Below are 19846 nucleotides of genomic sequence, written 5' to 3'. Positions count from 1 at the left end.
TTAAAAGTTTTAATTATAGCTTATTTGATTTTAAAAGAGAATTTAATAAATTAATCACTCAAACAAAGTTCCACCTATTTGTTTATCTTCTAATAAAAATGTCTTTGCCACACTTAAATCAAAGCCACTTGCTAAAAACATTTTTTTATTGTGTTCAAGTAAAAATTTAGCTGCCTTAAGTTTGGTTACTATACCACCTGTTCCGTGCTCACTACCTGTTTTTATGGTTGCTTGTAGCCATTCTTCTTTAATATGAGTGATTTTTTCTAAACGCTTTGCATCACTAAATTCACTAGGATTTTTATCGTAAAATCCATCAATATCGCTTAAAATCACAAGCAAATCCGCATCAAAAAAATGCGTAGCATAAGCACTTAAACTATCATTATCACCAAAGACAATTTCTTCTATAGCTGTAGCGTCATTTTCATTGATAATAGGCAAAATTCCTAAATTTATCATCATATCGATAGCATTTTTTGCGTGTTTAGTAGCTTTTCTAGAGTCAAAATCCTTGCCTGTAAGTAAAATTTGTCCGCCTAGTTTGTTAAATTTGGCTAAAAGCTCGTTATAAACACTGATTAAAAAAGGTTGTCCAATAGCAGCTAAAACTTGTTTATTAATAAGGTTTTTTCTATCGATATCTAGTTTGGTGTGTCCTGCCGAAATAGCCGCCGAGGTTACTAAAATTACTTCATATTTTTCCATGAGTTTAGCTAAAAATGCGACTAAATTTTTAAGACGCTCAAAACTTAAAGTGTTTTCTTCGCTAATCACATGAGAACCCACTTTAACAACTATTCTTTTCATGCTTATTCCTTGAAAAATTTTTATAATTTTAGCCAAAATTTCATATAAACTAGTTATTTTTGAAAAAATAGGGAGTGTTTGAAATTTTTAATATAAAACACTTCCTAGATTGTTAAATTTTTTTTGTTATTTCTTAAAGTTTTAATTTCTTCTAAAAGCATGAATTTAAGTTCTTTAAGTCCTGTTTTTTCAAGGCTTGAGACTTTGATTAAAAAGCTTTGTGGATTATTTATTTCTTTGAGATAATTGTCTAACTCATTAATGTTTAAAGCAATTTGCTCAGCAAATTCCTCTCCTAAACGAACACTATCACTTTTTGAAATCATGATGCCAAATTTACGCCCAAAAAGTTCATTGGAAAATTTTTCAAGTTCTTTTCTTAGTACTATAAATTGTTCTTTTAAAGGCATTTGCCTCATAGGATCTAGCACGAAAAGTAAAAAGCTCGTTCTTTCTATGTGCTTTAAAAAGGCAAGTCCTAAGCCTTTACCCCCACTTGCTCCTTCGATAATCCCTGGAATATCAGCCATAACAAAGGAATTATACTCATTTACATCTACAAGTCCAAGTTTTGGAGTAAGGGTGGTAAATTCATAATTTGCAATTTCAGGTTTTGCATTTGAAACAACGCTTATAAGAGTAGATTTTCCCACATTTGGAAAGCCCACAAGCCCTACATCGGCAATAAGTTTAAGTTCAAGTCTGACTAAGCGACTTTCTCCTTTTATACCAGGTTGTGCGTAATCGGGGCGTTGATTGGTGGCGTGTTTAAAATGGGTGTTGCCAAGTCCACCTTTTCCACCTTTTAAAAAAAGCTCTCTTTGTCCTTCTTTGGTAAGATCAAGTAAAATTTCATTGGTTTGTGCATCGATAACTTGCGTTCCTTCGGGCACTATAAGTTCTAAATTTTCACCCTTTTTGCCATTTTTATTGCGTCCCATTCCACCAGCACCATTTTGCGCGCGTAATTCTCTTTTGCCTTTGAAATTTACAAGAGTGTGGGTATTATTATCACATACGAAAATAATATCACCACCATTTCCACCATCTCCTCCATCAGGGCCACCAAGTGGAACATGTTTTTCACGGCGAAAACTTACAGCACCTTTGCCACCATCGCCTGAAGCTAAAGTAATTTTAACACTATCAATAAACATTTAAATTGCCTTTGACTTTAAATTTATAAAGCTAAATTTGAGTAAATAAAAGAAGTTAAATTTATAAATTTAAAGTTTTCAAGACGCTAAAAAGCGTCCTAAAAACTTATGCAGGATATACAGAAACTTTTTTTCTATCTTTGTCTTTTCTTTCGAATTTTACAAAACCATCAATTAGAGCAAAGATAGTATGATCTTTTCCCATGCCTACATTGTTACCTGCATGAGTTGCAGTTCCTCTTTGGCGGATGATGATATTTCCAGCTCTAACAAACTCGCCACCAAATTTTTTAACACCTAAACGACGACCTATGGAATCGCGGTTATTTTGAGTTGAACCTTGACCTTTCTTGTGTGCCATTCTTTACTCCTTAAGCTTTGATATCTTTTACTACAACGCGAGTAAATTGTCTTCTAAAACCGCGTTTGAGTTTAGAATCTTTTCTGCGTCTTTTTTTGTAAATCACAACTTTTTTATCTTTTCCGTGATTGATCACTTCCAAAACAACTTTTGCACCTGCTACGAAAGGCGCACCTACCTTTAATTCTTTATCATTGATAGCAAGAACTTCGCTTACTTCAATACTTGCTTTGCTTTCAGCTTCAAAGTGATCTAGTTTTAGCTCATCGCCAACACTTACTTTGTATTGCTTTCCGCTGTGTTTGATAATAGCATACATTGCTTTTCCTTATAAATTGGTAGTACCATAAAGCACCGTAATAACGGATTTAAAAGCTTTAGTGGTTTAATAAAATTTCGATTTTACAAAATTTTTCTTTAATTTTTGATGAATTTAAGAAAGAGTTTAGAGTTTGAGAAAAATCAAACTCTAAAAATTTAAAAGCCTAGATTTACTCCGCCGCCTTCTTGGGTTTGATAATTTGCATCACGACCTATAGTGTAGCCATTTCCACTACCAGTATTACTTAAAGGTCTGCAAATATCGCCCACTTTTACACTACCTTCTGTGATTTTTGCATAAGAAAATTTAGGGCTTGTGCGAGTGATTTCAATACTTCCTGTTTTGCTTTCTACTCTTCCTGTATTTTCTTTTGTATAAGTATCTTTTATAACCTTCCCAAGAGCAAAACATTCATAAACATCACCTTGATTTAAGCTTTGAGAAAATATTACTTCATTGTTTTCAACACTTGCAACTTTCAAAGGATAAATTGCGTTTAAAATATCTCCTGCTATACGATTTGCAATTTGTTTGAGTGCGGTTTCATTGGCACTAAGACTATTGTCTTTAAGATTGACTTTCATGCTTAAAGTATTAGAAAATTTAATTTGTCTTGTAGCAAATAAAAGCACACGATAATCTACGATAACTTCAATTTCAGTTTTGCTTTTTCCTGTTAAATTGCTTGTTTTTTGTTTACCTTCAAGTCCTGAAATAGAAAACAATAAAATATAATCTGTTGCTAACATATTTTTAAGTTTATAAACTTCATCGCTAGCTGCGTCGCCACTTTTGATTAAAGCTTTTTCCATTTCATAATAGCCACTAGAATCACGGTCTAAAACATTAAATTTACGACTTTGCAATAAATCAGAAATGATTTTTTGTTGCAAAGCTGAGCCTATACCTCTTTTTGCAGCATCTGGAGTAGAATCAAAAACAGTAATACTTCTTCTATTATCTGCACTTAAACCTGGAGCTTGATACTTTTTTGTTGTTGTGGTTTTAAAAATCGTTACATTGGCTGTATATTTACCATTTGCATCTTGTTCAACACTATTGATTTCATAAGTATCAGCTCTACCTTTGGTGGCTTTTGAAATTTGCTCGCTGTAATTATCTTGTATATTTGAACCTGAATTATCAGTTGAAACGCTAGTGTTAGATTTCTTAAGAGAATTGATGCTTACTCCACTCATTTTTCCTATAGCTTCTATAATGGCATTGTTTATCGCATCTTCCCTAGTCAAGCCTGTGCCTTCACCTGTGCTTGATTTTGTTGAAGTTGTGGTTATAACTTTAGCATTAAGACTTAGGCTTAAAAATAAGCCTAAAAAAAGAATTTTAATTATTTTCATCTTTTACCTTTAAAAATCATCCATGCTATTTACAACATTAGAACTTCTTTGTATGCTAGAAGATTTTTTAGCTTCATTTTTTGTTGCATTTGACTTTGAATTTAAAGCCTCATTTGTGTTAGCTAAATTTTCATAAGAATAAAATCTCACAGCTCCTACATGTTCAATACCATTTTCACTTGTATAGCTCCATTTTTTAAGAGTACGAATACCACGAATTTTACCGCTTGCGCTTGCTTTTATTTTACTATTTACTTTGTCAATAATATTTGTTATGTTTTGAGTTTGTTCTTGAGTGGAACTATCATTAACATTAATACTTTGTTTGATGATTTCCTCGTAAGTATCACCAGTTGTTCTTTCATCTTTAAGACTTAAATTTGTATTAATAAACTCTATAATAGCAGCATCAGCCATAGTAAGTGCTGTTTCTTTGGCTCTATCTTCTAAAATATTTGTTTTTTTAGCATTGCTAGGATCTGCTACATAACCCCAGTTTCCATAACTTAAAATAATAGGTGCACCATTTTCATCATAAACTAAGCGAATTCCATATTCATTTAAAAAGCCTTTTGTATCTTTTGGCAGATACTCACTTATTGCCTTGCCTTTACCCTTAATAGCACTCTGTCTTGCTAGTGCCATATCTTTTGCTAATTGGCGAGTTTTATTGGAAATAACAGCAACAACACCTACATCATACTCACCTCTTCTTTGTGTAACTATAGTTTGCACAGGAACAAGTCCACTCATAGAACCTATGGCATTTGTCATAGTTTTATTAAGAAATTCTTGCTTTAATAAAGTCTTTTTTCTGTCTTCGCTTAAAGAATTTGTATCTATACCTAAATCTTTTAATGCCTTATCAAGCTGAGCACCAGCTAATTGTGTAAGTTTATTTAAAATTTGATCAACCTTATCACCTTTTGGCAATTCATCAAATTCCTTAGCATTCGTAGAATTATCTGCTTCATAATTTTGAATCTTGCTTGTAGCAATTCTTCCAAAAGCATCTCTTATAAATTCGCTTTGCAAATTTAACATTGCTTTTTGGTAAGCATTTTGTAAAGCTTGTGCAAATTGTGGATCAGTATCATTTACAGCAACAGTACTTTTTCCTGTATAAAAAGTTTTTCCATCTTTGGTTATACCATATTCTATACCGAAATTATCCGCAAATTCTTCAAAAAAATCTTCAATTGATTTTGGGGTAATATCCTTAGTACTTGCGTCAGACATTTCATTTTGAGTATTTATATCTTGTTGTGTAATTTCTACAGGCTGGGAACCTTGTGCATAAAGTAAACTTGCCATAACTAAAGAGCCGATAAATAATATTTTTTTCATTTCGTATCCTTTTAAAAATCATAAAAAAAGCCCAAGCTAAACACTTGAGCTAAAAAATTTTATTCATAAATTAATTTTTATTTTACCAAGTAACTGATTTACTAGAACCGGTTTTATCAATAGTTTGTTCATCTTCCCAATAAACTAAACCTGATGTTAAATCAGTAAGTCTTAGTAAGAAAAAGTATTCTACTTGAGTTTTACCATTGCTAAGTTTTACATTATCTTGTCTAATTTTACCCGCAAGAGAAAAATCAGGCGATACCAATGTCCCTTTTTTTGCTATGGTTTTTTGATTAAACTCATCATTATCTCTTAATTCTCTTACATCTTCACTCATGCTATCAAGTGCTCCGCCTGCAGCAACTGCTGAAGTTAGAACAAATTTACCTGATTTTCTTAATGCAGAAGTGATTTTTGCGGTGAGTTTTTCAGTATCGATTCTTTGCGGGGTATCATTCACAACCCTACCAATAGCAATAACCTTTCTTGTACCTGGTTTAATATTTGCAAAAGCAGGATCGCTTAACATACTATTTATCATAGTTTCAGCTGCACTTTCAAAATCTTGTCTATCAAGACCCAAGGTTAAAGCATCGCCTTTTTTTACCTGACTTGCCTTTCCATCTGTATAAGCTGTTTGCGCACAACCACTAAAAAGCAAAGCTCCAATAAGAGCTGTTCCTAAAATTTTTGTTTTTTTCATGATTTATCCTTCCTAAAATGAGATTAATTTTTTGCTTTAATTTCTAATCTAAAATCATTCGCTCTTGTATCAGATGCAAGTTTACGAAGAATTACCTCTTGTCCTGCTGGAATTCTAAGGGCTTGATAGTCCTCATTTAAAACATCTCTTAGCACAAAACCATCTTTATCTAACCAATCTACTTTATAAATTACATCTTTAGCAAAAGTACTGCGCAAAATCACTTCAAATTCTAAATAACCATTGCTATTTATACGCTTTTGAAATTGTTTTACTAAACTTTTTGGTAAATTTGAACCTAAAATTACAGTATTTTGATTTGAATTTATTTGATAACTTGGTGCACAAGCACTAAGTAAAAACATTAAAATAAATAAAATATTTTTTTTCATCTTTTAGCCTTATTTTTCCATGATAGCAACACTTGCGGGTAAATACGGAGCAAAAGAACGCACTATCACAAGAGCATTTTTATTTTTATCCAATGATTTTTGAAACAAAATATTGCCTTGTGGATCTTTGATTTCTAAATTTCCGTCGTTTTCTATTGTTGCTATGGCAATACTTTTTGGTAAACCTCTCCAAGAACGCACATCAGCTTTATTGGTTGCAGCAGTTGCTACTGCTGTTGCAAGACTTAGCCATCCACCTGTAGAGTCATTATTTGCAACAGCTACATTTAAAGTGGTTTTAATTATAGTTTGAGCTAAGGCTTTAGCAATCATTGCAGGCATATTTATTTTAAATTCAGTAGCGACAATATTGTCTAAATCTACAAAATCATTTGTATTTTGACCATTTATATTTAAATTTGCAAAAGAAGCTTCCCTTTTTTTCAAGGTTTGCAAAGCAATATTTGTGCTAATAATTTTTTTATCCACTATAAAAGGTAAGGTTAAAGCAAATTCATCCTTAACTACACCAAATCCATTTTCATAAACTACAAAAACATATTTTTTAGCTTTTTTGACTTTTATTTTTGTGGCATATTCTTTAAAAATTTTAGCCTCTTTTTTGATAGTTTTGTTTTTTGGATAAATAATAGCTACTTCTCTAAATAAATCTGCAGCTTTTCTATAATCTTTATCCATAAAGAAAAATATTGAAGCAAGATAAGTCGCATAAGGATTTATGAAATTTTTTGTTGTATCAAATTCTTTAAATAAATTGTCATATTGCGCTTCTATAACTTTTGAATTTTCATTCATATTTTTATCATAATTTTTATCTTCTTTTGCCTTATCTAAATCAGCACGATTTTTTTCAATTTCTTTAGCAAAATATTCTTTTGCCTTATCTTGACGCATTAAAACACGATTAAACTCAACTCTTGCATTTTCATAATCATCTTCTTCCATATAGTTTAGAGCTTTATATATATTAACCATAATTCTTTCATATAAAGAACCATCATAATCTACTATATTATCATTAAGCAAGGTTGTACCAATAAATTTAGCTGCTTTAGGGCTTACATTTTCTAAATCCACATCATATTTATAAGATTCTTCTACAGCATCAAAAAATACATTACTTTTATTAAAATCACCACAATTTCTAGCAATCAAACCTGCATTTAATCCTGTATAAATGACATCATCATTTTTTTTAATTTTTTCTAAATTTTGATTGAAAAAATCATCACCACAATATTTTTGTGTTAAAGTATTTTCAAATGTTGTATTTTGTTTAACCTGATTAACACAAGCTGTTAAAAAAAGGCAAGCAATACCTGAAAAAATCAACCCAACTTTTATCTTCATTAAATTCCTTTCTTAAAGAAAATTAAAAATGAATATTATAGCGTAGTATATACTTAAAAACTAATGAAAAAATTTTAACCCTAGGAGAGAAAAACCTAGGGTTTGATTTAAATAAGCATAGGAGCTAATACAAAGCCTAATGCTACAGCAATTGCAATAGCTAAAACCCCTGGTATAAAGAATGAGTGATTAAATATAAATTTACCAATTCTAGTCGTTCCTGTATCATCCATTTGCACTGCACCTAACAAAGTCGGATAAGTTGGAAGTACAAAAAGTGCTGAAACTGCTGCAAAACAAGCTACAAGCATATAAGAATCATGCGGATTTGCTGCTGAAATTCCTAAAGCAGTGATAATTACAGGTACAATGGCCTTTGCGGTTGCTGCTTGAGAATATAAAAGCATACTTGCAAAGAAAAATGCAACTGCTAACATAGCAGGGGTTTGTTTAACCCAGTCGCCTGCTACTTCTTTGATAGAAGCTTCGTGTCCTGCAACAAAAGTATTTCCAAGCCATGCTACACCAAAAACACAAACACAAGCAGTCATACCGCTTTTAAATACACTAGTGTCAAGAATTTTACCTGGTTCAACTTTACAAAGCCAAGTGATCAAAGTTGCTGCAGTAAGTAAAAAGCTCATAATAGCTGCATCTCTTGAAACCACAACAGGATCAATCCATTTAATATTACTTGAAATTGCGGTTGCATAAAGTACAACTGCCAAAACAGTGATCAAGAAAATTACCACTGAAAGTTTAGCACCTGGTTTATCTTCGCCATGCAAAACAGCTCCTGCATCCTTTACAAGTCCTGCTTTTAATCGTTCTTGATAAACACTATCCTTACTCAAATCCATAGGAGTGATTAAACTCACTATAAAAGCTGCAAGCATACAAGCTACAAAAGTTGTGCTAATCCAAATTCCAATTAAAGTTGGATAATTCCATCCAAGTGGCTCTAAAACTCCGCTCATATAAACCACAGCTGCACTTACAGGAGAAGCAGTGATTCCAATTTGCGAAGAAACAACCATTAATGAAAGTGGAACACTAGGTTTTATGTTTTGAGATTTTGCAACATCAACTACAACAGGCATTAAAGAAAATACCGCATTTCCTGTTCCTGCTAAAATTGTAAGCAACCACCCACAAGCTGGAGCTAAATAATTTATAAATTTAGGACTTGATCTTAAAATTTTTTCTGTCACCCTTACCATGTAATCAAGTCCACCTGCTTGTTGCATAGCAGAAATTGCTGCAATAGCTGCGGCAATAATTAAAATAACATCCCAAGGAATATTACCAGGTTTCATACCTAAAACAAGCCCTAATATAACTACACCTAATCCTCCAGCATAACCTATAGCAATACCACCTAGGCGAATACCGATAAAAATCGCCCCAAGAAGGACGATTACTTGCAAAATTATCATTATATCCATATTAAATCCTAAGTGCTATTTTTTAGCTTCCATGTGAGGATTTAGCATATTTGATGGAGTTAAAATTTCATCAATTTGTTCTTTGCTTAAAAGCCCTCTTTCAAGCGCAATATCAGCCACTCTTTTTCCAGTGTTCATTGCCTCTTTGGCTATAGAAGCTGAATTTTCATAACCAATATAAGGATTTAAAGCTGTTACTATACCTACTGAATTATAGACAAAGTCTGAACAAATTTTTTCATTTGCGGTAATACCATCTATACATTTATCAGCTAAAGTATACATTGCTTTTTCTAGCATTACAACAGAATTAAATAAGCTATATGCTACAACTGGTTCAAAAACATTAAGTTGTAATTGTCCACCCTCACAAGCAAAAGTTACAGTTACGTCTGCTCCAATAACAAAATAACAAACTTGATTAACTACTTCAGGAATAACAGGATTTACCTTACCTGGCATGATAGAACTACCTGGTTGCATTTTTGGAAGATTAATCTCATTAAGACCACATTTTGGACCACTACTTAAAAGTCTTAAGTCATTACATACTTTAGAAAGTTTTGTTGCAACACGTTTTAAAACACCTGAAATTTGTACATAAGCTCCCGTATCTTGAGTCGCCTCGATTAAATCCTCAGCCACAGTATATTCAAAACCTGTCACTTCTCTTATTTTTCTTTCTACAACCTTCGGATAATCAGGATGAGAATTAATTCCTGTTCCAATAGCAGTTCCACCCAAATTGATCTCTAAAATCAATTTTCTAGCTTCTAATACTCTTTGTATATCTTCACCTATCATTACGGCAAAAGTTTTAAATTCACGACCTAAAGTCATAGGTACAGCATCTTGCAGTTGGGTTCTACCCATTTTAAGAACATCTTTAAATTCTTCAGCTTTTCTCTCATAAGCTTTTTTTAGATGTTCCATAGCTTTTGCCAAATCACTTAAATAATCATGCAAGGCAAGGTGTAAAGCTGTAGGATAAGCATCATTAGTACTTTGGCTTAAATTAACATGATCATTTGGATGAAGATATTGGTATTCACCTTTTTTATGACCCATAAGTTCAAGTCCTATGTTTGCTATAACTTCATTAGCATTCATATTTGTACTTGTTCCAGCACCTCCTTGGATCATATCTACTACAAATTGATCATAATACCCACCTTCTAAAATTTTATCACACGCTTTAATAATCGCATCTTGGATATTTTTATCCAAAAGACCTAATTCATGATTTGCCATAGCTGCAGCTTTTTTTACTCTAGCCAAAGCCCTAACAAAGCGAGGAAAATCTTTTAATCTATCATGAGAAATATCAAAATTTTCAACAGCTCTAAAAGTTTGCACTCCATAATAAACCTCATCAGAGATTTCCAATTCCCCAATAAAATCATGTTCTTTTCTTGTTCCCATTTTGAACCTTTCATAAAAGTATTTTAATTTTAAATCAAAAATTTTTGATTTAAATCATAAAATAATGATATCGCATTTTTAGTTAATAGTTGATTAATAAGTAAACTGCTTTCAAATACGATAAATTAAGTATTTTTATATCCTATTATGTCTTTATATTTAATTTTTATTAATATAAAAAATTTTATTTACTTCAAAAAAAATTAATATATTTTTGCAAGCTTTTTTGTTAGAATAAAATTTTTAATAATTTAAATAATTAGGGATAATATGGAAGAAATTACAATAAACATAGATAAGATTAAAATAAATGATGACTGGAAAGAATTTTTAAGAGACGAATTTCAAAAAAAATATTTTCTAGAAATCAAAAAACAATACCTAAATGCGATTAATCAAAATATAATTATTTATCCACCTGCGAATTTAATCTTTAATGCTTTTAATTTATGTCCTTTAAAAGAAATTAAAATTATTATCCTAGGACAAGATCCTTATCATCAACCAAATCAAGCAATGGGGCTTAGTTTTTCGGTTCCAAAAAATGTAAAAATCCCACCAAGTCTTAATAATATTTTTAAAGAATTGCAAAATGATTTAAACATCACTCCAGCAAAAAGCGGAGATTTAAGCTCTTGGGCAAAACAAGGAGTTTTGCTCTTAAATTCTATTCTTAGCGTTGAAGCAAATAAAGCAGCTAGCCATAGTTCGTGGGGTTGGCAAGAATTTAGTGATGCTATAATACATAAATTAAGTAATGAAAAATCAGGGCTTGTTTTTATGCTTTGGGGAAATTACGCAAAAAACAAGGAGATTTTGATTGATAATACTAAGCATTTGATTTTAAAAGCAGCTCACCCAAGCCCTTTAGCTAGAACAGGATTTTTAGGTTGTAAGCATTTTTCAAAGGCTAATGAATTTTTAAAAAAAGTTGGTAAAATTCCTATAGATTGGAAAATAGTTTAAAAAATTATTTTAAACTTTAATAAAAATATTAAAATATATTTATTTAAAAATAAATCATATTTCTATGAAATATATTGTAATAAAACGACTCAAAAATTAATTCTTAAGGAGAAAAATGAAAACCATTGGTATTATAGGCGGAATGAGTTTTGAAAGCACTATTACTTATTATAAAACAATAAATCAAGCTATAAATGATAAATTAAAATCTTTAAATTCTGCAAAAATTTTACTTTACAGTGTTAATTTTGAAGAAATAGAAAATTTACAAAGCCAAGATAAATGGCAAGAAGCTGCACAAATTTTGACTCAATGTGCTAAAAAATTAGAACTTGCAGGGGCTAATTTTATAATAATTGCAACTAATACTATGCATAAGGTTTTTGATGAAATTCAACAAAATATAAATATCCCTATTTTACATATTGCAAAAAGTTCTGCTAAGGCTTTAAAACAAGAAAACATACAAAAAATTGGTTTATTGGGTACTAAATACACAATGACGCAGGATTTTTATAAAAAAATGCTGATTGAAGAAAATATTAGCGTTATTACTCCTAGTGATGAAGATATAAAAATCGTTAATGATATTATTTTTAATGAGCTTTGCAAAGGTGAAATCAAGCAAGATTCTAAAGAAAAATATTTAAATATTATAAAAAAACTACAAGAAAAAGGGGCAAAAGGAGTGCTTTTAGCTTGCACTGAAATTGGTTTATTAATATCCAAAAATGATACAAATATCAAAATTTTTGACACAAGCCTTATTCACGCCCTTGATGCTGCTAATGAAGCTTTAAAAGATTTATGATTAAAAGATACCCAAAAATGGGCAAATTGCAATATTTTGAAAAGATTTATACTTATATCGGTTTAAATCTTATCTTGCTTTATAGTTTGCTATCTTTTTCTAATTGATTGATATTTAGCATTATAAATTTATAGCTCAGATAAATTACTAAAGGCCAAGCCAATAAAAACAAAGCATGTAACATTTTTTCTCCTTAATATGCGTGATCATCGTTTGCGATTTCTTCGCGTGTGATTTTTACTTTATCCATTGCATTCCAAACATAGATAATATAAGCTAAAACAAAAGGTACAAGTAAAGATACATAAGCCATGACGCTTAGAGTATAATAGCTTGAACTTGCATTTTTTAAAGTTAAAGAACTTTGTAAATCACTTAAAGATGGGTAAAAAGCACTTTGACCTAAACCAATGCTTGATAATAAAGCAAAAACTGTTAAAACCGTTCCAAGTCCTAGGGTAAAAATAGCTTTAGAGCAACCTTTTGTTCCTTGAACCATACCTAAAAGCACTAAAATCACACCAATAACAAGCAAAACAGCAAAAATCATTTGATTTAAGAAATTATATAAATATAAATTCGCACTCATGCTTACAACTCCATTTGTATCTACACTAAAACCATCTTTTAAGAAAATCCACGCTAAAAAACCTAAGAAAAAAGGTAAAAATAAAATACTATTGATCATGAGTTTTTTCATAGCTCTTATTTTGATATTCTCATCATTGATATTGTTCATAAAATACGCTGCGCCTAAAAGCCTTGCTAAAAATACTAAAGCTAAGCCTAAGAGATAATTAAAAGGATTAAGTAAAAGTTCTAAGCCGTGCAAAGGATTTTGCCAAGAAACAAAATTATGCTCATTTAAGATAAATTCAGAACCGCTAAAAAAACTACTTACTGCAACTCCGATTAAAAACACACCTAAATAACCATTAATTTTAAGAAAAATTTCATAGGTTTTAGAGCCATAAACATTATTTTCTTTTTTGCGATATTCATAAGCCACAGCCTGTAAAATAAAACAAAATAAAATACAAAGCCAAGCCCAATAAGCTCCGCCAAAACTTGTACTATAAAAAAGTGGAAAAGCTGCAAAAGCTGCTCCGCCAAAAAGTACGAGAGTTGTAAAACCAAGCTCCCATTTACGCCCTAAAGAATTAACTAGCATAGTTTTTTCAAGCTCATCCTTGCTAAGCTCATCGATTAAAGTCTGTCCACCTTGAACAAAAAACATAAAAACTAAAAGTCCACCAAGTAAACTTAAAATCAACCACCAATAAATTTGCAAACCTTCAAGTTCTAAACCAAAAAACATTATTTTTCTCCTTTGCCCATAAGTGGAGTATGTCCTGCATGTGCGTCAAAACCTTTTTTAATCTGAGTAAGCATGATTTTAACTTCTGCAATCAATAATGCTGTAAAAAGTACTGCAAAAATCCAAAATGAAATTTGAACATTGACTTTTCCAAGTTGTGTTGCTGCGATATGTACAGGAAGCAAGTCTTGAATTGCCCAAGGTTGTCTGCCTACTTCAGCAACAATCCAACCTGCTTCAGCGGCAATATAACCCAATGGAATGGATAACAAACACACCCAAAGTACTTTTCTAAATTTCTCAATATCATTTGCCATGGTAAGATAAAGCGTAACGATGAAAAGTAAAAAGAAAAAACTTCCTAAAGCAACCATGATATGAAAGCTATAAAAAGTTAAAGCCACAGGTGGAATAGTATCGCTTGGTTTTTCTAAATATCCATAACCAAAATCTTTAAAATGAGTTTCTAAAATGGATTTGTGATTTGCCATAGCTATTGTATCATTGTTTTCTTTAGCAAGTTTATAGTCTTTTAGAGTTTGTATAGCGATTTTTCCTCTATCGATACGATTTTGCATAGGTTCTATACCTTTGCTTTCATTTCCATAGATCAAATCTTCAATTCCTGGAACAAAAGAATTTGGATCACGGTTTCCTAATATAGAAAGAGCGTAAGGTATAGTAATGTCAAATAAAAACACACTTTCGTTATTATCTATGGTTTTTTTAGGATTTAAAATTCCAAAAGGTACAAGTCCTGCACGATGTTCACCTTGATAAACCCCTTCCATAGCTGCAAGTTTCATAGGTTGAGTTTGAGTTACACGGTAAGCGCTTTCATCTCCGCTGAAAAACAAAAAGATTGAACAAACCAAACCAAAACTAGCTCCTACAACTAAGCTTTTTTTAGCCTCGATAATATGGCGTCCTTTTAACATAAACCAAGCTGAAATTCCCATTACAAATAAAGCTGAAATTACATAACCACTGCCTATGGTATGTAAAAATTTTGAAATAGCTACAGGAGAAAGTGCTACTTCAAAAAAGCTTTGCATTTCATTTCTTGCTGTGTCAGGGTTAAAGCTCATTCCTACAGGATATTGCATCCAACCATTTGCCACTAAAATCCAAAAAGCAGAAAGATTACTTCCTATAGCCACACACCAAGTTGAAAGTAAGTGAAAACCCTTGCTTACTTTATCCCAGCCAAAAAACATAACTGCAAAAAAAGTAGCCTCTAAAAAAAATGCCATAATACCTTCAACCGCCAAAGGTGCACCAAAAATATCACCCACAAACCAGCTATAATTTGCCCAGTTTGTTCCAAATTCAAATTCCATTATAATGCCTGTAGCTACACCGATAGCAAAATTTATAGCAAATAATGAAAGCCAAAATTTGGTGATTTTTTTCCATCTTTCATTTTTAGTTTTTACATAGATGGTTTCCATGATAGCGATCATAAAAGACAAGCCTAAGGTTAAAGGCACAAACAAAAAATGATAAAGTGCAGTTAAAGCAAACTGCGCTCTTGACCAATCAACGCTACTAAGTTCGTTCATTTATTTTCCTTCGAGTGTAAGATTTTTGAGTACAAAAGTGCTTTTTTCTTTGTCGCTTTTAAAAATAGAATTAAAATTTACATCAAAAACAAAAAGTTTTAAAATCACAAACATAACAAAAAGTTTGATAAAAATAATTTTCCAAAGGGTCTTTCCAAGAGTTAAATTTTTAAAACCTTCTTTGTAAAAATTAAAAATTTGAGAGATGCTAAAATATAAGTGTTTAAGATACATATAAATTCTACCTTTAAAAACAACAAAATAAAACATTTTTAAAAAGCGGAAAATTATAATGAAATTTATGTTATTATTTTCTTAAAAATTTAAATACATATCAAGGTTTTTAATGCAAAAAATTATAGTTTTTATTTTATGTTGTTTTATGACTTTTTTTCTTTATGCATGTTCTTCTAAATTTGAAAATGTAAATCCTTTGGGGCGTTCATTTGGAGAATTTGAAGATACTGATCCTTTAAAACTAGGACTTGAACCTACTTTTCCTACCAATCAAGAAATTCCAAGTTTAATTAGCGGTGCTGATTTAGTACCTATTACTCCTATTACCCCACCTTTAACTAGAACAAGCAATAGTGCCAACAATAATGCAGCAAATGGGATCAATCCTCGCTTTAAAGACGAAGCTTTTAATGATGTTTTAATTTTTGAAAATCGCCCTGCGGTTTCTGATTTTTTAACCATTTTAGGCCCTAGCGGAGCAGCTTTAACGGTTTGGGCTTTAGCACAAGGAAATTGGATTTGGGGCTATACTTTAATCGATAGCAAAGGATTTGGCGATGCTAGAGTTTGGCAACTTTTGCTTTATCCTAATGATTTTGCAATGATTAAAAATGCCAAAACCAATACTTGTCTTAATGCTTATGGTAATGGAATTGTCCATTATCCTTGTGATGCAAGCAATCACGCACAAATGTGGAAACTTATCCCTATGAGCAATACAGCGGTTCAAATTAAAAATTTAGGAAATGGAAAATGCATACAAGCACCTATTACAAATCTTTATGGTGATTTTCACAAGGTTTTTAAAATTTTTACCGTAGAGTGTGCAAAAAAAGATAATTTTGATCAACAATGGTTTTTAACTACTCCGCCTTTTACCGCAAAACCTTTATATCGCCAAGGAGAGGTACGATGAAAAAAAATTATATGTTTATTTTTATCTTTTAACCTTGCTTTTGCAAATTTAGAAAATTTTAATGTTGGCACTTGGAATTTGCAAGGCTCATCCGCAGCCACAGAAAGCAAATGGAGTGTTAGTGTAAGACAACTTGTAAGTGGAGCAAACCCCTTAGATATCTTAATGATACAAGAAGCAGGAACTTTACCAAGAACAGCCACTCCAACAGGACGCCATGTGCAACAAGGTGGAACACCTATTGATGAATATGAGTGGAATTTAGGAACTCTTTCAAGGCCTGATAGGGTTTTTATTTATTATTCTCGCGTTGATGTAGGAGCTAATCGTGTAAATTTAGCTATAGTTTCAAGAATGCAAGCTGAAGAAGTGATTGTTTTACCTCCACCTACTACAGTTTCAAGACCCATTATAGGAATTCGCAATGGAAATGATGCTTTTTTCAATATCCATGCTTTAGCTAATGGAGGAACAGATGTAGGAGCAATTATCACAGCTGTAGATGCACATTTTGCAAATATGCCTCAAGTTAACTGGATGATAGCAGGGGATTTTAACCGTGATCCTTCTACTATAACAAGTACAGTGGATAGAGAATTAGCAAATAGAATTAGAGTGGTTTTTCCAACTAGCGCAACTCAAGCAAGCGGAGGGACTCTTGATTATGCAATTACAGGAAATTCAAATAGACAACAAACCTATACTCCACCGCTTTTAGCTGCGATTTTAATGCTTGCAAGTTTAAGATCTCATATAGTTTCAGATCATTTTCCAGTAAATTTTAGAAAATTTTAGGACATTTAATATGAAAAAAATTATTACTTTGTTTTTTATGTTTATAACTTTAGCCTTTGCAACTCCTACTGGAGATTTGAAAGATTTTACCGAAATGGTTTCTATAAGAAGCTTAGAAACGGGAATTTTTTTAAGCGCCTTTAGGGATACCTCAAAAGATCCTATTGATCAAAATTGGAATATTAAAGAAATTGTTTTAAGCGATGAGTTAAAACAAAAAGATAAATTAGCTGATGAACTTCCTTTTGGTTATGTGCAATTTACAAATCCAAAAGAAAGCGATCTTTGTTTAGCCATCTTAGAAGATGGAACCTTTGGAGCAAAATCTTGTCAAGATGATCTAAAAGATGGTAAATTAGAAACTGTATTTTCTATAATGCCAACAACAACTTCAGCTGTGCAAATTCGTTCTTTAGTTTTGGAATCTGATGAATGTATAGTAACTTTTTTTAATCCAAATATTCCTATACAAAAACGCTTTGGAATAGCCCCTTGCACCCTAGATCCTATTTTTTTTGCTGAAGTAAATGAACTAATGATTATAACCCCACCTTTAACAGCTGCTACCCCTTTAGAATAAGATTTTTATCTTGTTCTATTTTTATATTTATTTAATATTTATGATATTACTAAAATACACAAAATAATTAATAATAATACAATGTAATTTACCTTGCTCTATAATTTTTTTATTTTAATGTAATTTTTTGTTACAATAAATTTATACATAATAATTATCAAGGAGGAAAAATTGGAACAAATTTTAACATGGCAACAAATTTATGACCCTTTTTCAAATATTTGGCTAAGTGCTTTAGTGGCATTTTTACCTATACTATGTTTTTTAGTTTGTTTGGTTGTTTTAAAACTTAAAGGCTATCAAGCAGGTTTTTTAACTGTTATACTTGCTACTTTAGTAGCTTTATTTGCCTATAAAATGCCTTGGAATTTAGTGGGTGCAAGTTTTATTCAAGGCTTTACAAATGGTATGTGGCCTATAGCTTGGATTATCATCGCGGCAATCTTTCTTTACAAACTTTCTATCAAGTCAGGTTCTTTTGAAATCATTAAAAAAAGCGTGATGAGCATTACTCCAGATCATAGAATTCAAGTGATTTTAATAGGTTTTTGTTTTGGTTCATTTTTAGAGGGTGCTATAGGTTTTGGTGGCCCTGTGGCTATAACCGCTGCACTTTTAGTAGGACTTGGCTTGCGTCCTTTACAAGCTGCAGGGCTTTGTCTTATCGCAAATACCGCTCCTGTTGCTTTTGGTGCGGTGGGAATTCCTATTATTGCTATGGCAAATCTTGTCGGCATAGAACAGCATTCAGTTTCTGCCATGGTAGGTAGAATGCTAGTTCCTTTAAGCCTTACTATACCTTTTTTCATAGTTTTTTTAATGGATGGATTTAAAGGTATTAAAGAAACTTTTCCAGCTATTTTAGTTGCGGCGCTAAGTTTTACAACTACTCAATTTTTAAGCTCAAATCACCTAGGAGCGGAATTACCTGATATTATTTCAGCTGTGGTTTCTTTAGCAGTTACGACTGTATTTTTGAAATTTTGGAAACCAAAAAATATTTTTAGATTTGACAATGAAAGCAATTTCACTCAAGATAACACCTTAAGTTTTAATCAAATTTTAAAAGCTTGGTCACCTTTTATTTTACTCATTGTTTGTATTATCATTTGGACACAACCTTGGTTTAAAGCTCTCTTTGATAAGGACGGAATTTTAAGCTATACAAGTATTACTTTACAATTTAGCAATATCACAACTGGAATTTTAAGCCCTTCTATCACAGGCATAGGAGAAGCTAAGCCTTTATCTTTGGCCTTGGGTGTAGATTTAATCAATGGAAAAACCGTAGCTCAAGCAGGAACAGCGATTTTACTTGCCGCTTTTTTAACTATAGCTATTTTAAAAATCAAAGCCGAAGATGCTGCAGAATGCTTTTGGGTTACCTTAAAAGAAATGGCTATACCTTGTATCACCATAGGTTTGGTTGTGGCCTTTGCTTTTATCTCTAAAAATAGTGGTATGAGCACTACTTTAGGACTTGCTTTTGCACACACAGGTGATGCTTTTTCTTTCTTTTCACCAATCATTGGCTGGATAGGGGTATTTTTAACAGGCTCTGATACAAGTGCTAATTTACTTTTTGGAACCTTGCAACAAGTAAGCGCTCAAAAACTAGGTATTAGCGAAGCTTTATTTTTAGCAGCTAATTCAGTAGGTGGGGTTGTTGGGAAGATGATCAGTCCACAAAGCATTGCTATAGCTTGTGCAGCGGTTGGACTTGTGGGAAAAGAATCTGATCTTTTCAAATTCACATTAAAATATTCTGTAGCTTTTATTATTTTAATAGGAATTTGGACTTGCATTATAGCTTTTTTCTTACAAGGAATCATCCCTGAAGTTATAGTGAAATAATTAAAAAAATTTAAGTTTTATTTCAACAAATATTCGTTTTTAGAATATTTGTTAGAAATTTTACTTTGCTTTTATTTTTACAGGATTAGAACATTTATCCTAAATTATCCTAAAAG

The 19846-nt window shown here is 31.6% G+C and carries 20 protein-coding genes; 6 read left to right on the top strand and 14 right to left on the bottom strand.

Going from position 1 to position 19846, the window contains the following annotated elements:
• Window positions 1-54: 54 nt before the first annotated feature.
• From proB to aspA, 11 genes are all read right to left on the bottom strand, one after another.
• Window positions 55-810 carry a glutamate 5-kinase gene (gene proB, locus FBF02_RS00480; protein WP_002851769.1) on the bottom strand — a complete coding sequence of 252 codons (756 nt, stop codon included), beginning with the start codon at window positions 808-810 and terminating at the stop codon, window positions 55-57.
• Between the two features lie 104 nt (window positions 811-914).
• Window positions 915-1967, bottom strand: a complete 1053-nt coding sequence (obgE, locus tag FBF02_RS00475; RefSeq protein WP_002851611.1) for a GTPase ObgE — start codon at window positions 1965-1967, stop codon at window positions 915-917.
• A 106-nt stretch (window positions 1968-2073) separates the two neighbouring features.
• Complete coding sequence (rpmA, locus tag FBF02_RS00470) at window positions 2074-2328, bottom strand: 50S ribosomal protein L27 (RefSeq protein WP_002800974.1); 255 nt, start codon at window positions 2326-2328, stop codon at window positions 2074-2076.
• A gap of 10 nt (window positions 2329-2338) precedes the next feature.
• Window positions 2339-2647, bottom strand: coding sequence for a 50S ribosomal protein L21 (gene rplU / locus FBF02_RS00465; protein ID WP_002778820.1), 309 nt, complete (start codon window positions 2645-2647; stop codon window positions 2339-2341).
• Window positions 2648-2805: 158 nt separating this feature from the next.
• Window positions 2806-4008: a CsgG/HfaB family protein gene (locus FBF02_RS00460; RefSeq protein ID WP_002852012.1), complete on the bottom strand. Its 1203-nt coding sequence runs from the start codon at window positions 4006-4008 to the stop codon at window positions 2806-2808.
• Between the two features lie 9 nt (window positions 4009-4017).
• Complete coding sequence (locus FBF02_RS00455) at window positions 4018-5355, bottom strand: DUF6844 domain-containing protein (RefSeq protein WP_002858797.1); 1338 nt, start codon at window positions 5353-5355, stop codon at window positions 4018-4020.
• An 82-nt stretch (window positions 5356-5437) separates the two neighbouring features.
• On the bottom strand, window positions 5438-6061 hold the full coding sequence (gene lpoB / locus FBF02_RS00450) for a penicillin-binding protein activator LpoB (protein WP_002851945.1): 624 nt from the start codon (window positions 6059-6061) through the stop codon (window positions 5438-5440).
• A gap of 23 nt (window positions 6062-6084) precedes the next feature.
• Window positions 6085-6453 carry a YcfL family protein gene (locus FBF02_RS00445; RefSeq protein ID WP_002851817.1) on the bottom strand — a complete coding sequence of 123 codons (369 nt, stop codon included), beginning with the start codon at window positions 6451-6453 and terminating at the stop codon, window positions 6085-6087.
• A gap of 9 nt (window positions 6454-6462) precedes the next feature.
• Window positions 6463-7824 (bottom strand): COG3014 family protein, encoded by a 1362-nt coding sequence (locus FBF02_RS00440; RefSeq protein ID WP_002851858.1) that lies wholly within the window; start codon window positions 7822-7824, stop codon window positions 6463-6465.
• A 107-nt stretch (window positions 7825-7931) separates the two neighbouring features.
• Window positions 7932-9269, bottom strand: a complete 1338-nt coding sequence (locus FBF02_RS00435) for an anaerobic C4-dicarboxylate transporter (protein WP_002852014.1) — start codon at window positions 9267-9269, stop codon at window positions 7932-7934.
• A gap of 15 nt (window positions 9270-9284) precedes the next feature.
• Window positions 9285-10691: an aspartate ammonia-lyase gene (aspA, locus tag FBF02_RS00430; protein WP_002851742.1), complete on the bottom strand. Its 1407-nt coding sequence runs from the start codon at window positions 10689-10691 to the stop codon at window positions 9285-9287.
• Between the two features lie 270 nt (window positions 10692-10961).
• On the opposite strand from aspA, the gene ung reads away from it, so the two are divergent.
• Together ung and FBF02_RS00420 are read left to right on the top strand one after the other, a co-directional pair.
• The gene (ung, locus tag FBF02_RS00425; protein ID WP_002851931.1) at window positions 10962-11657 is read left to right on the top strand and encodes a uracil-DNA glycosylase; all 696 of its coding nucleotides are present in this window, start codon (window positions 10962-10964) and stop codon (window positions 11655-11657) included.
• A gap of 115 nt (window positions 11658-11772) precedes the next feature.
• Entirely contained in the window at window positions 11773-12468 is a 696-nt protein-coding gene (locus tag FBF02_RS00420) for an aspartate/glutamate racemase family protein (protein WP_002851706.1), read from the top strand.
• Window positions 12469-12661: 193 nt separating this feature from the next.
• Here FBF02_RS00420 and cydB read toward each other — a convergent pair whose 3' ends face one another.
• The 3 genes from cydB to FBF02_RS00405 are packed head-to-tail and all read right to left on the bottom strand — an operon-like array spanning window position 12662 to window position 15582.
• Window positions 12662-13786 (bottom strand): cytochrome d ubiquinol oxidase subunit II, encoded by a 1125-nt coding sequence (cydB, locus tag FBF02_RS00415; protein ID WP_002851984.1) that lies wholly within the window; start codon window positions 13784-13786, stop codon window positions 12662-12664.
• The gene (locus FBF02_RS00410) at window positions 13786-15348 is read right to left on the bottom strand and encodes a cytochrome ubiquinol oxidase subunit I (RefSeq protein ID WP_002858826.1); all 1563 of its coding nucleotides are present in this window, start codon (window positions 15346-15348) and stop codon (window positions 13786-13788) included. The genes cydB and FBF02_RS00410 overlap by 1 nt, the downstream gene beginning before the upstream one ends.
• Window positions 15349-15582, bottom strand: a complete 234-nt coding sequence (locus FBF02_RS00405) for a DUF4492 domain-containing protein (protein WP_002851632.1) — start codon at window positions 15580-15582, stop codon at window positions 15349-15351.
• A 112-nt stretch (window positions 15583-15694) separates the two neighbouring features.
• Between FBF02_RS00405 and cdtA the strand changes: the two genes are divergently transcribed.
• The 4 genes from cdtA (at window position 15695) to FBF02_RS00385 (ending at window position 19730) form a co-directional block, all read left to right on the top strand.
• Window positions 15695-16501 (top strand): cytolethal distending toxin subunit Cj-CdtA, encoded by an 807-nt coding sequence (gene cdtA, locus FBF02_RS00400; protein ID WP_002852021.1) that lies wholly within the window; start codon window positions 15695-15697, stop codon window positions 16499-16501.
• A 6-nt stretch (window positions 16502-16507) separates the two neighbouring features.
• Window positions 16508-17296, top strand: a complete 789-nt coding sequence (gene cdtB / locus FBF02_RS00395) for a cytolethal distending toxin nuclease subunit Cj-CdtB (RefSeq protein ID WP_168940583.1) — start codon at window positions 16508-16510, stop codon at window positions 17294-17296.
• Window positions 17297-17306: 10 nt separating this feature from the next.
• The gene (gene cdtC / locus FBF02_RS00390; protein ID WP_002851967.1) at window positions 17307-17876 is read left to right on the top strand and encodes a cytolethal distending toxin subunit Cj-CdtC; all 570 of its coding nucleotides are present in this window, start codon (window positions 17307-17309) and stop codon (window positions 17874-17876) included.
• Between the two features lie 171 nt (window positions 17877-18047).
• Window positions 18048-19730 (top strand): L-lactate permease, encoded by a 1683-nt coding sequence (locus tag FBF02_RS00385; protein WP_002851907.1) that lies wholly within the window; start codon window positions 18048-18050, stop codon window positions 19728-19730.
• Window positions 19731-19846: the final 116 nt, after the last annotated feature.

Origin of the sequence: Campylobacter sp. CFSAN093226, assembly GCF_012897595.1 — a bacterium.
In the GTDB taxonomy this organism is placed as follows: Bacteria; Campylobacterota; Campylobacteria; order Campylobacterales; family Campylobacteraceae; genus Campylobacter_D; species Campylobacter_D jejuni.
The sequence above is the reverse complement of the archived record's forward strand: the minus strand, read 5'-3'. Positions and strand labels throughout refer to the sequence as shown.

Coding starts and splice junctions, on each gene's coding strand:
- proB (WP_002851769.1), bottom strand. CDS start 810: ATGAAAAGAATAGTTGTTAAAGTGGGTTCTCATGTGATTAGCGAAGAA.
- obgE (WP_002851611.1), bottom strand. CDS start 1,967: ATGTTTATTGATAGTGTTAAAATTACTTTAGCTTCAGGCGATGGTGGC.
- rpmA (WP_002800974.1), bottom strand. CDS start 2,328: ATGGCACACAAGAAAGGTCAAGGTTCAACTCAAAATAACCGCGATTCC.
- rplU (WP_002778820.1), bottom strand. CDS start 2,647: ATGTATGCTATTATCAAACACAGCGGAAAGCAATACAAAGTAAGTGTT.
- FBF02_RS00460 (WP_002852012.1), bottom strand. CDS start 4,008: ATGAAAATAATTAAAATTCTTTTTTTAGGCTTATTTTTAAGCCTAAGT.
- FBF02_RS00455 (WP_002858797.1), bottom strand. CDS start 5,355: ATGAAAAAAATATTATTTATCGGCTCTTTAGTTATGGCAAGTTTACTT.
- lpoB (WP_002851945.1), bottom strand. CDS start 6,061: ATGAAAAAAACAAAAATTTTAGGAACAGCTCTTATTGGAGCTTTGCTT.
- FBF02_RS00445 (WP_002851817.1), bottom strand. CDS start 6,453: ATGAAAAAAAATATTTTATTTATTTTAATGTTTTTACTTAGTGCTTGT.
- FBF02_RS00440 (WP_002851858.1), bottom strand. CDS start 7,824: ATGAAGATAAAAGTTGGGTTGATTTTTTCAGGTATTGCTTGCCTTTTT.
- FBF02_RS00435 (WP_002852014.1), bottom strand. CDS start 9,269: ATGGATATAATGATAATTTTGCAAGTAATCGTCCTTCTTGGGGCGATT.
- aspA (WP_002851742.1), bottom strand. CDS start 10,691: ATGGGAACAAGAAAAGAACATGATTTTATTGGGGAATTGGAAATCTCT.
- ung (WP_002851931.1), top strand. CDS start 10,962: ATGGAAGAAATTACAATAAACATAGATAAGATTAAAATAAATGATGAC.
- FBF02_RS00420 (WP_002851706.1), top strand. CDS start 11,773: ATGAAAACCATTGGTATTATAGGCGGAATGAGTTTTGAAAGCACTATT.
- cydB (WP_002851984.1), bottom strand. CDS start 13,786: ATGTTTTTTGGTTTAGAACTTGAAGGTTTGCAAATTTATTGGTGGTTG.
- FBF02_RS00410 (WP_002858826.1), bottom strand. CDS start 15,348: ATGAACGAACTTAGTAGCGTTGATTGGTCAAGAGCGCAGTTTGCTTTA.
- FBF02_RS00405 (WP_002851632.1), bottom strand. CDS start 15,582: ATGTATCTTAAACACTTATATTTTAGCATCTCTCAAATTTTTAATTTT.
- cdtA (WP_002852021.1), top strand. CDS start 15,695: ATGCAAAAAATTATAGTTTTTATTTTATGTTGTTTTATGACTTTTTTT.
- cdtC (WP_002851967.1), top strand. CDS start 17,307: ATGAAAAAAATTATTACTTTGTTTTTTATGTTTATAACTTTAGCCTTT.